At 55.8% G+C, this 13,722-nt stretch carries 14 protein-coding genes; 3 read left to right on the top strand and 11 right to left on the bottom strand.

What is annotated here, in order from left to right:
• Positions 1–9: 9 nt before the first annotated feature.
• The 10 genes from LHW45_03050 to dnaA form a co-directional block, all read right to left on the bottom strand.
• A complete protein-coding gene (locus LHW45_03050; protein MCB5284552.1) occupies positions 10–819 on the bottom strand; it encodes a trypsin-like peptidase domain-containing protein in 810 nt (269 codons plus the stop codon).
• Between the two features lie 8 nt (positions 820–827).
• Entirely contained in the window at positions 828–1,586 is a 759-nt protein-coding gene (locus tag LHW45_03055) for a DUF116 domain-containing protein (protein ID MCB5284553.1), read from the bottom strand.
• Positions 1,583–2,557, bottom strand: coding sequence for a methionyl-tRNA formyltransferase (fmt, locus tag LHW45_03060; GenBank protein ID MCB5284554.1), 975 nt, complete (start codon positions 2,555–2,557; stop codon positions 1,583–1,585). Before fmt ends, LHW45_03055 begins: the two co-directional genes overlap by 4 nt.
• A gap of 18 nt (positions 2,558–2,575) precedes the next feature.
• Positions 2,576–3,130: a peptide deformylase gene (gene def, locus LHW45_03065; GenBank protein MCB5284555.1), complete on the bottom strand. Its 555-nt coding sequence runs from the start codon at positions 3,128–3,130 to the stop codon at positions 2,576–2,578.
• On the bottom strand, positions 3,130–3,480 hold the full coding sequence (yajC, locus tag LHW45_03070) for a preprotein translocase subunit YajC (protein MCB5284556.1): 351 nt from the start codon (positions 3,478–3,480) through the stop codon (positions 3,130–3,132). Before yajC ends, def begins: the two co-directional genes overlap by 1 nt.
• Positions 3,481–3,489: 9 nt before the next feature.
• On the bottom strand, positions 3,490–3,978 hold the full coding sequence (locus LHW45_03075) for a phosphatidylglycerophosphatase A (protein MCB5284557.1): 489 nt from the start codon (positions 3,976–3,978) through the stop codon (positions 3,490–3,492).
• Positions 3,975–5,237, bottom strand: coding sequence for a peptidylprolyl isomerase (locus LHW45_03080; GenBank protein ID MCB5284558.1), 1,263 nt, complete (start codon positions 5,235–5,237; stop codon positions 3,975–3,977). Before LHW45_03080 ends, LHW45_03075 begins: the two co-directional genes overlap by 4 nt.
• A 42-nt stretch (positions 5,238–5,279) precedes the next feature.
• Positions 5,280–6,095 (bottom strand): hypothetical protein, encoded by an 816-nt coding sequence (locus LHW45_03085; GenBank protein ID MCB5284559.1) that lies wholly within the window; start codon positions 6,093–6,095, stop codon positions 5,280–5,282.
• Positions 6,096–6,098: 3 nt separating this feature from the next.
• Entirely contained in the window at positions 6,099–7,334 is a 1,236-nt protein-coding gene (locus LHW45_03090; GenBank protein ID MCB5284560.1) for a hypothetical protein, read from the bottom strand.
• 263 nt (positions 7,335–7,597) lie between these two features.
• Entirely contained in the window at positions 7,598–8,929 is a 1,332-nt protein-coding gene (dnaA, locus tag LHW45_03095; GenBank protein MCB5284561.1) for a chromosomal replication initiator protein DnaA, read from the bottom strand.
• A 532-nt stretch (positions 8,930–9,461) separates the two neighbouring features.
• Between dnaA and LHW45_03100 the strand changes: the two genes are divergently transcribed.
• The gene (locus LHW45_03100) at positions 9,462–10,568 is read left to right on the top strand and encodes a DUF362 domain-containing protein (GenBank protein ID MCB5284562.1); all 1,107 of its coding nucleotides are present in this window, start codon (positions 9,462–9,464) and stop codon (positions 10,566–10,568) included.
• A 22-nt stretch (positions 10,569–10,590) separates the two neighbouring features.
• Here LHW45_03100 and LHW45_03105 read toward each other — a convergent pair whose 3' ends face one another.
• On the bottom strand, positions 10,591–11,046 hold the full coding sequence (locus tag LHW45_03105; protein ID MCB5284563.1) for a DUF3795 domain-containing protein: 456 nt from the start codon (positions 11,044–11,046) through the stop codon (positions 10,591–10,593).
• Between the two features lie 196 nt (positions 11,047–11,242).
• Here LHW45_03105 and LHW45_03110 point away from each other — a divergent pair, with 196 nt between their 5' ends.
• Together LHW45_03110 and LHW45_03115 are read left to right on the top strand one after the other, a co-directional pair.
• The gene (locus tag LHW45_03110; GenBank protein MCB5284564.1) at positions 11,243–11,854 is read left to right on the top strand and encodes a chitobiase/beta-hexosaminidase C-terminal domain-containing protein; all 612 of its coding nucleotides are present in this window, start codon (positions 11,243–11,245) and stop codon (positions 11,852–11,854) included.
• Between the two features lie 97 nt (positions 11,855–11,951).
• Positions 11,952–13,721 carry an SUMF1/EgtB/PvdO family nonheme iron enzyme gene (locus tag LHW45_03115; GenBank protein MCB5284565.1) on the top strand — a complete coding sequence of 590 codons (1,770 nt, stop codon included), beginning with the start codon at positions 11,952–11,954 and terminating at the stop codon, positions 13,719–13,721.
• The last annotated feature ends 1 nt before the right edge of the window (position 13,722 follow it).

Consider the following 13,722-nt stretch of genomic DNA (forward strand, 5'->3'; position numbering starts at 1 on the left):
CACTCAGCTTCAAAGGCCGCCCAGGATCGAGCTCACCTGGTCCATGGGAATGGCGAAACCGATGCCGATATTGCCGCCGGTTTCAGATACGATGAAGGTGTTGATGCCGATCACCTCGCCCTTGATATTCACCAGCGGGCCGCCGCTGTTGCCGGGATTGACGGCGGCGTCGGTTTGGATCATGCCGCGGTAGCTGCGTCCTTCCTGGGGTTCAAAACTGCGGTTCAGAGCGGAGATCACGCCCACGGAAACGGTCGGTTTGGGATCGCTCATCATGAAACCGTAGGGATTTCCCAGCGCGATGGCCCACTCGCCGATCATGAGGTTTTTGGCGCTGCCGAGCTTAGCCACGGGCAGATTGGAGCCGGTGATCCGGAGCTTGGCGATGTCGTGAACGTCGTCGATGCCCACCAGAACGGCTGGAAACTCCCGTTTGTCGGGCAGCACGACGGTGATCTCGGAAGCGCCCTGCACCACATGGGCGTTCGTGACGATCAGGCCCTGGGGATCGTAAATGACCCCGCTGCCGATGCTCTCAACCTGGCGCTGCATGGGGATATCACCAAAGAAATCGAAGAAGCTGAAGCCCGAAAAGCGGCGCACATACTGGACCTTGGTCACGTTGACGCTCACCACTGCGGGTTCCACGGCCTGAACGGCGGCGGTGATCTCGTTGTGGCGCTGGTTATCGGAGACAGCGACCTTCGCGGTTGGTTCGGGCAGGAGGTTGAAGCCCTTTTGGTTGATCAGGACGAGGGTGATGCCGGCGTTCAGGATCAGCACCACCAGGGCCAAAACTATGGCGGTGGAAGTTCTCATGGCTACACCTACTTGAATTTTTTGATGGCGAATTCGATGCTGGCGATGCTGACGGTGGTTTCGTGGCAGGGTCCTTTGGGCCGTTCGTTCAGAACCGCGTAGATGGGATACTGCCAGGCGTCGCGCAGGCCTTCCAAAAGGTCGCGGTGACAGGCCACAGCCACGATCACGTTGGGTTTTTTATCCTGAATGAGCTTGCGGGCCAGCGAACCTCCGGTGGCCACGGCCGCCTCCACTTTTTGCTGCTCCACCAGCTTCTTGATGGTGGCGATGTCGCAGCCGCCGCATTCTTCGCAATTGATGATGTCCGTGGTGATGCGAACGGTGCAATCGTCCTTTTGCAGGCAGTGCGGCAGCAGCACCAGGATGTTGGAATTGCGCACGTCCTTCTGGTCTGTGAGCACGATCTCATTGTTGAAATTGAGAAAGGATTCCGTGAGCACGTTCCGCGAGGAAAAGGTGATGGAGCCCACAGCGCGGGCCAGGGGGTAAAACACGTGGGTGAGCATCCATTTGCTAAGCCGGCTCATCAGGCGTGATTTGATGCGGATATGGGTGGACATCAGGGTCCTCACCCAAGTGAAAACCATGAACACGATCGCGACCAGCAAAACGATCAGCAAACCGCGCACCAGATATGGCACCGTTGCCGGTTTCTGCAGCAGAAAATAGACCAGGCCGAGATAGACGGCGCTGATGACAAGCAGGCTGAGACTGACAAAGGCGGGGAATTTGACTACGGACAGATATTGGTCCTGATCTTTCATTCTTCCTCCCGAAGGGGGTTTGAGGGTTGAGAGGTTTGGGGTTGAGAGAAACTGTCGCCGCTGGCCAAACGCGCCCCGAGCTGCCAGGCCCAGGCGTCCATGACCTTTTTTCCGGCGGCTTGCACCCGGGTGAGCAGCAAACGCTGGGCGCCGCAATTCACCTCAAATCCGGTGTTCTTTACCAGGGCGGCCAAAGTTCCGGGCGCTCCGCTGGCGGGTTCCGGCACCAGTTGGGCAGCCAGGATCTTGAGAGGTTTTCCTCGCAGCCAGGCCTGGGCCCCAGGCTGGGGTGAAAAAGCCCGGATTTGGTTTAGAACCTCAGTCGCGGGTTTATACCAGTCCAGATCGAGGTCCTCTTTGCCCAGTTTGCGGGTGTAGCTGGCCGCGGAGTCGTCTTGGGCCATAGCTTCACAGGACCCGCTTTCCAACTGGGGCATGAGGTTTCGCAGCATCAGGGCTGAGAGATTGGCCAGCCTTTCGTGCAGGCTGCCGAAATCGTCTGTTTCAGTTATGAGCACTTGATGCTGCATCAGGATCGGCCCTGCGTCCAGCCGGGCGTTGAGGCGGAAAATGCTGACCCCGGTGAGGGTATCGCCATTCAGCAAAGCGCTCTGGATGGGCGTCGCGCCGCGATATTGGGGCAGCAGCGAAGGATGCAGGTTCACAGCTCCGAAGCGGGGCAACTTCCTCAGCTCACGCCTGATCAGGCCGCCATAGGAAGCCGTGACCAGCAGATCGGGAGCGAATGCCCGGATCCGGGCCAGGCTGTCCGGAGCGTTCACATCCTCAGGCTGAAACAGATCCAGTCCACTCTGGCGGGCATGTTTCGCCACTGGACAGGGCTGGCGGCGCAGATCGCGGCCGGCCGCCTTGTCCGGCGGGCTGATGATCAGCAGTGGAGCATTCCGCGCTTGAAGCATTTGCAGGGAAGGCATCCCAAAGGCTGAACTGCCGGCAAAGATGACGCGCATGGTGGCGGGTTGTCTGGCTCAGTCCTCACCGCGGAGGTTGACCCCGTTCACGGCCTTGCGTTCGATATCCTTGAGCTTGCGTTTCACCTTTAGTTTGGCCACGGTGCCAAGGCGGTCCACAAACAGGATGCCGTTCAGATGGTCATATTCATGCTGGACCACCACAGCCGGGTAGCCCACCAGCTTCATCAGCCGGCGCTCGCCGCTGAGGTCGGTGAAGGAAACGCTGATCCGGTCGGGCCGCAGCACCCGCGCGTAGATGCCGGGAACGCTGATGCAGCCTTCTTCCGTTTCGGTTTCGCCTTCGCTGGATTCGATCTCGGGGTTGATCATCACCAGTGGTTCGCGGCTGGCGCCGTCTTTGCTCCAGTGCGGGTCCACCACCACGACGCGTTTGCTTACGCCGGTCTGCGGCGCCGCCAGGCCCACCCCGTCACGTTTGTACATGGTGTGGGTGAGGTCCTCGGCGAACTGGCGCAGCTCGTCGTCGATGGCTTCAACTTCCGCGGCCCTGAGGCGCAGCACGTTATCGCCGTAGATGCGGATATCCAGAAGTTTGGGGCTGCGGGACATCAGGACTGGACGGCGTTGGTTTCCCCGGTGACGATCGCGGCAACGGCTCCGCGCTGAAATTCAACCCGCACGTGGTTGGTTTCGTCGATCTCGATCACGACGGTGTTTTTGTCCGGCTTGATGGTCGCGACGCGGCCGTAGATGCCGGAAGTGGTGATTACCCTGTCGTTCACCTGCAGGCTGTCCAGCATCTTCTGCAGTTCTTTCTGCTTCTTTTGCTGGGGCATGATCATGAGGAAATAGAGCAGGGCAAACATGATGATGATGGGCAAAAAGGACATCAGCGGATTGCTGGTCCCACCAGTGCTTGTGGCTCCGCCGGCTCCGGTCATTAGTAGTGTGTACAGCATTGTGTTCTCCTATGAGCCAAAGAAACTTGGCTTCAGTATTTTTATGAGTTGGATCACCAGATTCGCGTACACCCCGGCGATGAGGTCGTCGATCACGATGCCCCAGCCGCCGCGCAGGCGCTGCGAAAGGTTTATGGGAAAGGGTTTGGCGATGTCGAAAACCCGAAACAGAACAAAGGCGTAGAGGGCCAGCAGCGGTGATTTCGGCAGCAGCAGCACGGCCACGAAATAGCCGCAAAACTCGTCGATCACGATGGCCGGGGCATCGTGGCCCAGGGTTTTTTCGGCCCGGCCGCTGATCCAGACCGCCGCCGCGGACACCAGCAGCAGGCCTCCACCCAGCCACCACCAGCCCTGCCCGCCAAAGAGGCTGGAGGGCAGCAGCAGATAGACCCCCGCGGCAAACAGGGTGCCAAAAGTGCCGGGGGCGAAGGGGATGAAACCCACGCCCAAAAGTGTGGCCAAAAAAGTGATCGGGCTGAGACGCCGGGCAATCATCGCGGGATGATCCGCACGAAGGAATCGGCGATCAGAGCTTTGATCCATTCGTCGTACGCGGCGTTGAATTGTTCCTGGTTGAGGTAGTTTTCCAGAAGGGGTTTCACCTCTTCATAGCTGAAGATGCGGGTGGGCATTTCTTCCAGCCGGGAGAAAAGCAACAGCACCCCCTCGTTTTCCAGCACGGGGGTCATTTGTCCCACTTCGGTGGCAATGATCTGCGGGGCATAGAGCTCAGGAAATTCATCCAGCGCCAGTTCGCCGAGGATGCCGCCATTGGCGGCGGATTCCTGGTCATCCGAATAGAGGGTGGCCAGGTTGGCAAAGCTGTCGGTCCCGGAGTTGAATCTGGCGCGCACGCTTTCCATCAGCTGATAGGCGTCCAGAGTGTCCTGTTGGGTGGGGGAGAGGATCTTCAGAATGTGCCTGGCGCGCACTTCGTTGTCACGTTTTTCCTCCACCTTGATGAGGTGATAGCCAAACTCCGTGCGCACGACGGGCGAAACCTGGCCCTCGTTCAGCGCGAAAGCCGCGTCCTCAAAAGGCTTCACCATCATTCCCCGGCTAAAGAAACCCAGGTCCCCGCCCCGTTCCTTGCTGGGGCAGTCGCTTGTTTCAGTGGCTAGGGCGGCGAAATCCGCGCCCTGGTTGAGGCGGTCCTGAATGGCGAGGATCTCGGCCAGTTTCGCTTCTTCGGAAGCTTGGCTGGGCTTGATCTCGTGGATGATGATGCCGGTTTTCCAAGTGACCGGTTTCACGGCCAGGCTGTCCTTGCTGGTTGCGTAGAAGGCCAGCATTTGCTCTTCGGTTACTTTCACCTTGGACTTCACATAGAGGTCGATCAGCTGTTGGGACAGGTAGCTTTCCTTGATCTGTTCCATGTAGAGGTCCAGAAGCTCTGTTTCGGTGAGGTTTTCGCGTGCGAGGTCGGCGGCAAAGGCCTGCTCGGAAGGGTATTTTTCCTTGGTTTTTTTGATCTCATCCTTGGCATATTTCTCCACCCGGTTGGCATCGATCTTGAGATCCATGGCCGCGGCTTTTTGGAGGATCACCTTCTGTTCAACTATCTGGCGCAAGGCGGCTTCTTCATTGATGGCATCAGCAGGGTAACCCGCCGTCTGCATCTGAAACATCAGTTTGTACACATCACTCATCAGCACGATATCCGAGCCGACCTTGGCGACGATGCGGTCAACCAGCTCCGCGGACAGCCCGAGTAGCAGCAACGCTGCCAGCAGGGTGAGCAGGGTCTTTTTCATAACTTTCCTTGTTGGGTTGGGTTGGGGTTGATCAAGACTAGGTCAGTAATAGTAAATTTCCGGGGTTTTCATCTTGAGTTCCCGGATCAGATCATCGTAAACTTGCTGTTTGCGTTCCTTGAGCAGGATGGAACGGATCTCGGCCTGATATTCGGCGAAATTGGCGTCCTGGGTGCCTTCACGTTGCTGGATATGGCGCAGGATATAGGTCTGGCCATTGATGTTGGCGATCCCCGGAGTGTTGGCCGGCAATTCATGGGCGGCGCGCCAGAAGAGCGAATCAGGACCGGCGGCAGTTACAAAGCCCATCCTGCCCTGGCTGTTCTTCAAAGTTTCCTGGGAATGTTCGGCGACGGCCAGATCGAATTCGTAGCCTTCATTCAGCAGCCTTGGCAGGAGGGTGGCGGCGCTGGCGGCGTCGGAGCAGAGGATGCGCTGGATGTCGTATTCCATCAGCTTGCCCTGAAACTCACTCAGGTGGATGCGGTAGTAGTTGAAGAGCTCTTCCTCACCGATGGCGATGCTGGCCAGGCGTTTGGAGATCAGGGCGTTGGCCTTGATCTTTTTGGCGGCATAATCCACCCGTTGCTTCACGGCCCTTTCCTCATCAAGCTCTTGGGCCTCGGCCTCCTGGGCCAGCAGGGTGAGGTTCACCCAGTTTTCGATCTCCTGCTTCTTTTGCTCGGCTGTGAGGTTATTCCACTGTTCGTCCGTGAAAGTGGAGCGAAATCCTTCCAGGGTAAGCACATCGCCATTCACCTCGGCCAGCGGGGTAAGCTTTTCCCGGGCATCTTTATCCCGGTCGCAGGCGGCAAACAGCGCCAGCAGCAAGACCAGGAGCGGAAAGAACTTACGCATGCTTTACAGAAACGGCGGAGTGTAGGTGAGACGCAGCTTGGGCCGTTTGTCCGGAGGAGCGTCCTCGAAGTGCCAGAATTCGATCCTGCCATAGTTGATAAGTTCCTGCAGCGAGCGGATCACGATGCCGTATGGCACCTTGTCGCCGGAGCTGTAGGCCTGGATGATGGGCGTGATATCCACCACCAGGCTGTCGCCACTCACCAGTTGCGCCGTCTCTATCCCTGAGGCCAGGCGGGAATCGGCAATTTCCACGGGCAGGGTAACGTCCAGGGAATCGTTGAGCCGGTCGGCCCGTAGCTTGTAGGTGTTGCCGCCTGTATAGTAGGGGTTGTTTTTCACATACAGCACCAGCCTGGCTTGGTTGATGGTGGTGCGCCTGCGGCTCAAACTGTCCATCACATTGCCCTGCATGTCTTTGAACCAGGCGTTGTCGATGGCGAAATTCATGTAGATGCGGGAAGGGGTGATGTTGTTTACGATCCAGCGGTTTGTGAGCAGCGGCGCCGCGTCCTCATCGACCCTGTAACTGTCACGGGTGGGTCGCTGTTCATAGTTGCTGTCATCGGTGTTCTCTGTATCGTCCAGACGGTAGAGGAAACGCAGTTGTGGGCCCCGTCCGGTTTCCAGCGACATCGCCTCCATCCAGAAACCGTTCATGGTCCGGATGGCCAGGGTCAGGCCCAGGGAATCCGCAGGGGTTTGCCAGGACTCGATGGCGTCGATGGGAATGGGTATCCTGATCTCGGTGCCCATGGTGCTGATGCTGTCGGGGATGGGCAGGTTGATATCCGAGATCTGGATCAGGTTGGCGTCTTGGATCTGTTCAGTATGGATTATGCCGGTGCTGTCCGCGGCCCAGGTCTGATCCAGCTTGTAGATCGTGAAGTTGATCGGATCTCCCTGAGGGGCGGAGCGTCGCGTGAGGGTCAGGGTAAGAAAGGTGGAATCCGCGTAGGCCGCTGGGATGTGGAAAGTGCCGGGATCCGGCAGGCCAGTGAAGCGCATGAAGGCCACGGATTCGATCCCCTCGTAATTTCCGCACAGCAGTGAGGGTTCGGTGCCGGTTATTTTGGCACTGCCGGCAAAGCTGTAGCCGGCGATCATGTCCAGGGTATCCGTCACCGTGATGGGTCGCACGTTCGACCAGTTGTTTCCGGTGGGGTTGCCATTTTTGATGCAGCCTGCCCCAACCAGAACCAGCAGGGCTGTCAGCAGCGGCAGAAACGTTCTCTTCAATATCATATTTATTATACCTGTAAAAAGATCCTTTCTCAAAAAGTAGTATTAGTAGGCATCGTGGATAAGTGGATTATCGGTCAACCTTTTTTTTAAGTGGCTGTCCTCAAAGCCTTGACAAAGCCATCTGGATTGTGGATAACTTGTGCGCAAGCCGTGCCTTGCGACCGTTCTTGTCCACAGCGGCAGGCGCGTGCAGATTCAAAACCGGCTTGTCCACACTTATCCACATAAATTATCCACTTATCCACAAAATAAAGCGCTCAAGCCCTGATGTTCTTGATCAGCTGTTCGATATGCGAGCGGAAAGTGATGTCTTCCCGGAAGCGGTTGTCGATCATTTTTTTGGCGTGCAGCACGGTGGTGTGGTCCTTGCGTTTGAAATAGTCGGCGATCTCCTTCAGGGAAAGCTGGGGAATGAGCAGATTGGCCAGGTACATGGCGATCTGGCGGGGATAGGAGATCTGCTGGCGGCGGGTTTTGTCCACGATCTGGGGAATGGTGATGTTGTAAGCCAGGCAGACCTGCTGGGTGATGGCGTCCAGGGAGATTTCCTTGCGGTGTTCGGAGATCATGTCGCTGAGGATGTTGCGCACGGTCTCGGTGTCCAGATCGGTGGGGTTGAGTTTGTTGTAGGAAGCGTAGGCCAGGATGCGGATCAGCGATCCTTCGAGGGCGCGCACGCTGGAGGAGATGGATTCCGCGATGAAGGAAAAGACATCATCGGAGAGTTCGATGTTTTCCGGCTCGGCTTTCTTGCGCAGGATGGCCACCCTGGTTTCGAAATCGGGGTTTTTGAGGTCGCAGAGCAGGCCGCTCTCGAAGCGGGTGACCAGACGTTTTTCCAAATCCGGGATATCCTTGGGCGGCCGGTCAGAAGTGAGCACGATCTGTTTGCGGCTGTCAAAGAGGGCGTTGAAGGTGTGGAAAAATTCTTCCTGGGTGCCTTCCTTGCGGGAAAGAAAATGGATGTCATCAACCAGCAGCAGGTCCACCTTGCGGTATTTGGCGCGGAAATCCGGCATCTTGTTGGAACGGATGGAATCGATCATCTCGTTGGTGAATTCTTCGCTGGTGGTGTAAAAGATGGAGCAGTTGCGCCCCTCCCGGGCCACGAAATTGCCCACAGCCTGCATCAGGTGGGTTTTGCCCATGCCGCTTTCGCCGTAGATGAAGAGCGGATTGTAGGTATAGCCCGGCGCTTCGGCCACCGCCTTGGCCGCGGAGTAGGCAAAGTTGTTGTTTCGTCCCACCACGAACTGTTCGAAGCTAAAGCGGTCATTCAGCTTGGTGTTGAGGATCACCCGGTTGCCCGAATACTCGGTTTGGGCGGCTTTGTTATCGGCCAGATAATGGGGAGGAGAGGTGAATTTCACCTGATAACGCTGCTTGTAAAGGGCGTAAGAGATCTCTCCCAAAGTGTCGGTGTAATTCTGGTTCAGGTAGTTTGCCGCGAATTGCGTTGGTACCCTGATCACCAGGGTGTTGTCCAGCATGTCCACCAGCTTGGTGTCCGAAAACCAGGTCCGGAAACTCTGGTGATTGATGTTGTCCTCGAGCTTGTCTAAAATGTTTTGCCAGATATCTTGGTCCATCATCTCTATCCTATTGAAAAAATCGTCTTTATCCACACGCGGCAGCTTTCTCATCCCCGTGCTGGATGGCTTGAATCAAACGCTTGCCGCTCAATGCTTTATGCCGTATAAATGTAACCCTGAGCCACCCTCCCGCGAAAAGTTATCCACATCTTGTCCACAATTGCCGGGGGCCAGGCCTAAAAGCTGCTGGCCTTGCAGTTACACAACCGCGCAGGATCGAGCGGCAAAGGCATCCCAAGCTTTTTTCCCGGCGTTCTTTTGTCAAGCAGCTAAATCGTTTAACACAATAACCCATGGATACATCACATTCGCTAAACGAACTTATTTGGAGGCAATTAAAGGCATGCCGGAGCAAACGGGGGATTGGGTGAAATGGTGAGATTCCTCTGTGGGCAGGCAGTTTAGGGAAATTTTTCCGCCCCGGGGGCATTTCCAGCATGCCTGCTCCACAGGAAGCGGAGTTGAACATCGGGCTTGACAGATGGCCATGGCCCGCACAAGCTGCATTTTAGCCCCAAAGGAGTTTAACATGGCCAAAACTTGTCTGCCGCTGATCCTGCTGGCACTGCTCTTTGCGCTGTCCTGCCGCGCGGAGGACCCTTCCCCGCGGGAAAACCCCGCGCCCCAGCCATCCGCGGGCGCGTCCAAGGTATATTTCACCAGCCGCATCGATGCCCAGGCCGTGCGCGACGTTTACGCCCGGCTGGAGAGGCAACTGCCGGGACGCATCGGCATCAAGGTCCACTTCGGCGAGGAGGGCAATCAAAACTTCCTGCCCGCCACGCTGATCGCGGGGCTTTGTGCCGACCTGAATGCCACCCTGGTGGAAACGAACGTGCTCTACGGCGGCAAACGCGGCCAAACCGCAAGCCACATCAAACTGGCCCGGGACCACGGCTTCACCTTTGCCCCCATCGACATTCTTGACAGCGAGGGCAACATTTATTACGACTGCCGGCTCAAACATTTCAGCAAGGTCTATACCGGCAGCCATTTTGAAGGTTATGACGGCTTTCTGATCTTCTCCCATTTCAAGGGTCACGGTTCGGCGGGTTTTGGCGGCGCCATCAAAAACATCTCCATGGGCCTGGCCAGCAAGGAAGGCAAGAGGTTTTTACACAGCGGCGACTACCCCATTTACGACCAGTCCAAATGCATCTCCTGCGGCATTTGCGCCGCCTCCTGTCCGGAACAGGCGATCAGCCTCTATCCCTTGAGTATCGACCACCTTAAATGCATCGCCTGCGGAAAATGCGTCACTGTCTGCCCGGAGAAGGTGTTTCAAATCCCGCCGGACGATCAGCAGGATTTTTTGGAAAGGTTGGTGGAGTATGCCTTTGTGCTCACCCAACGCAAACCCATGCTCTACATAAACGTTCTGGCCAACATCAGTTCCTCCTGCGACTGCTATTCCCGGGCGCCCAGGCCCTTTCTGCCGGATATCGGCATCCTGGTCTCCACCGATCTGGTCGCCCTGGAAAAAGCCAGCCATGACCTCGTTGACAAGGCTCACAAATGTTCCGACGCCTTTCTGAAAGAGGTCTCGGTTTCCGGAAAGCGCCAGATCGAATTCGCGGCGGAACTGAGACTGGGAAACTTGGAATATCAGCTTATCGACATCGATGCCGCAAAATGATCAGGGATAGCTTGGAACAGCTTCAAACCAGGTCTTTGAAGCTGAGGCCTCTCTCCACCAGCTGCTGCTGTTCCTCCAGCCAGGCCTCCAGGCCGATCTCCCTAATGCGTTCGTTGTTGACGGCCAGTTTGGCATAGTGGCCGGCGTAGAAATCCTGCAGCGGCTGGCAGGGATAGTCCGGACAATCCGCGCAGAGTTCCAGTCCCTTGTCCCGCGCGCAGATACGGAAAACACACTCCGGGTTGCCGCAACCGCCCTTGCACATGGGGCAGCTTTCCTTCAATCCGCTCAGGTCGGCCAGCACCTTCCAAAATTCGGCAAACTCCGGATAAAGCTCAGGACCGTACAACTCCCAGCCGTCGTCGCGCATGATCCCCAGCAGTTTGGCAGCGGCATCCGGCAGAATGGTGGTGAGGTTGCAGAGCCGGCAGTTCAGCCCGCAATAGGCTATGTCTTTAAGGGTGAGTTTTATATCCATCTTTCGTTCTCCCTGGATGGCATCCTTGCCGGCCGGCCGGTTTTTGTCAACCGATTATCCATCCCCGTCCGCAAGGGCAGACAAACATAAGCCCTGATCCAGCATCCCGGGCGGGAATCCAGCAGGCGCAGATAAACCTTGACAAGATTTTGCCGCTTCACATTCTGTACGTACTAATGTTTCCATGAGGTGTAAGATGAAAACTCTGAAGTTATTGGCGGTTTTAATACTGGCCCTCGCCCTTTTTTCCTGCAAGGAGCCAACCACGGAGCTCATCCAGCTGGACGATCCCATGTTCAGCAACGCCAGCGGCACCTATCTCTCCGGCCAGGCCATCTATCTCACCTGCCCGGAATACGGCGCCTCCATCCATTACACCACCGACGGCAGCGAACCCACCAACCAGGACAGCCTCTACACCAATCCTCTGATCATCCCGGACTTTTTCCCGGATGGTGCCACCACCGCCACCCTGAAAGCCCGCGCTTACAAAGCCGGCTTTGATCCCAGCAACGTGGCCTCCGCCACCTACACAGTAACTTTTTTCAACACCGTGACCACGCCCCACTTCTCCCCTCTCTACGGAAACATCACCACTGATACTGAGATAAACATTCAATGCTCCACCCTGAACGCCGATATCCACTACACCCTGGACGGCAGTGAGCCAGATCAGAGCTCCGCTCAGTACACGGCGGGCTTCACCATTGCCCAGACCGGAGAGGTGACCCTGAAAGCCCGGGCCTACCGCAGCAACTGGAATCCCAGCGAGATCGCGGAGACCAGCTATACGGTAAGCGCGCCGTAATCAGTTTTCTTTAATACATATTGGGGCGGGAAAACGTTTGGGTAAAAGTTCTTAATGCTGTGCCTGGGCGCTGGTAATACCTGTTTATGGAGACAAAATGGCTGTAATACCCGGCTTAAGGATCAGAGATTTTGTGATTTTGCGTCAGCTCGGCCAAGGTGGCATGGGCGAGGTTTATCTGGCGGAGGATGTTGTTCTGGGCAGGAAGGTGGCGATAAAATGTTTAAACACTAGGTTTCTGGGCGACCAGACTTCAATTGAACGATTCACGCGAGAGGCCAAAATCCAAGCCAACCTTGTCCACACCAATATTGTTGGTTTCAATGCCTTTTTCAATGAGGGTGATAGCTATTATCTCGTGCAGGAATATGTGCCTGGCATCACCCTGCGGGAACTGATCTCAAGAACCGGACCCCTGCCCGAGCAACGCAGCCTGAAAATATTCGGACAGCTTGCCAGCGCTCTGGATTACGCCCACGCCAAAGGGATCCTGCACCGTGACATCAAACCATCCAATATCATGGTGGATCCAGAAAACGGTGATTTCGTTAAGGTGATGGATTTTGGCATAGCTCGCCTTGTGGATGATCTTCATCTCACCCAAACGGGAAACACGGTGGGAACCGTCTACTATATGAGTCCGGAACAGGTTCAAGGGGAAAGGAGCATCAACCACCGCAGCGATGTTTTCTCGGCAGGAATTGTCCTCTATGAAATGCTTACAGGCAGATTGCCCTATGATACGAACACGGACAGCGTGTTCAAGATCCAAAGCAGAATAGTGAATGAAACCTTACCAGACCCGCGCGACGTATACCCCCATATCAGCGAAGAAACGGTGCGGCTGGTTACTACCTTGTGCCAGAAGGACCCAGCACGCAGGCCAAATTCACTCTTGGAACAGCTGGCTGCCAAAACAACACCAGTGCTTCCACCAAAGTCGATCCAACTTGTAACCGAAACTTCCATTCCAGCACATAACACTATACGCAAAGTGGCTTTCATGCCTTACCTGATCGGCCTGCTGGTCCTGGTTGGCTTGGCTGCGGTATTACTACCTGTGTTTTTGAGACAGAAAGAGAAAGTGGCGGATATGGCCACAACGCAAAACATAAATGAAACCAAAACCCAAAACAACACCCGGCCCCAAAGCAACCCCAGGGTTGACGATCTGGTTCTGATACGCGGCGGCACCTTTCAGATGGGCTCTTACAATCAGGCGGATGAGCAGCCTGTTCGGGAGATCAGCATTTCCCCTTTTTACATGACTAAAACAGAACTATCCCAGAGCGAGTGGACCGCGATTATGGGTCAGCATAAGTTCGGTGAATCCGACGGCAATTTACCTGCAGACAACGTTGACTTTCAGGACGCCATTGATTATTGCAATCAAAGAAGTTTGCGTGAGGGTTTGCAACTTTGTTACAGCTATGTGGGAGATCAACTGGTCTGCGATTGGAACGCTTCAGGATATCGCCTGCCCACTGAGGCGGAGTGGGAGTTCGCTGCCCGAGGGGGAAATAGAGGCATTGGTTTGTTGTATAGCGGCTCGAACGATGTTTACGAAGTTGCTTGGTTCAAGAATAACAGCAAAACCAAACAGGCGGTGGGGCGCAAGCTTGCAAATGAACTGAATCTTTTTGACCTTAGCGGAAATGCTTGGGAATGGTGCTGGGATTTTTACGGACCTTATCAGGCTGATGTTTTCAGTGATCCCCATGGACCTAGCTATGGCTCTCAGCGCGTGGTTCGGGGAGGCTGTTACATTGATGATGAGTATAAATGCACAGTGAGCTTCCGCAGTAAACTGAAACCTTTACAGAAAGGCAAATTCATTGGTTTCAGGATTGTCCGCTCCGCCGACTGAT

It is taken from the genome of Candidatus Cloacimonadota bacterium (genome assembly GCA_020532085.1).
In the GTDB taxonomy this organism is placed as follows: Bacteria; Cloacimonadota; Cloacimonadia; order Cloacimonadales; family Cloacimonadaceae; genus Syntrophosphaera.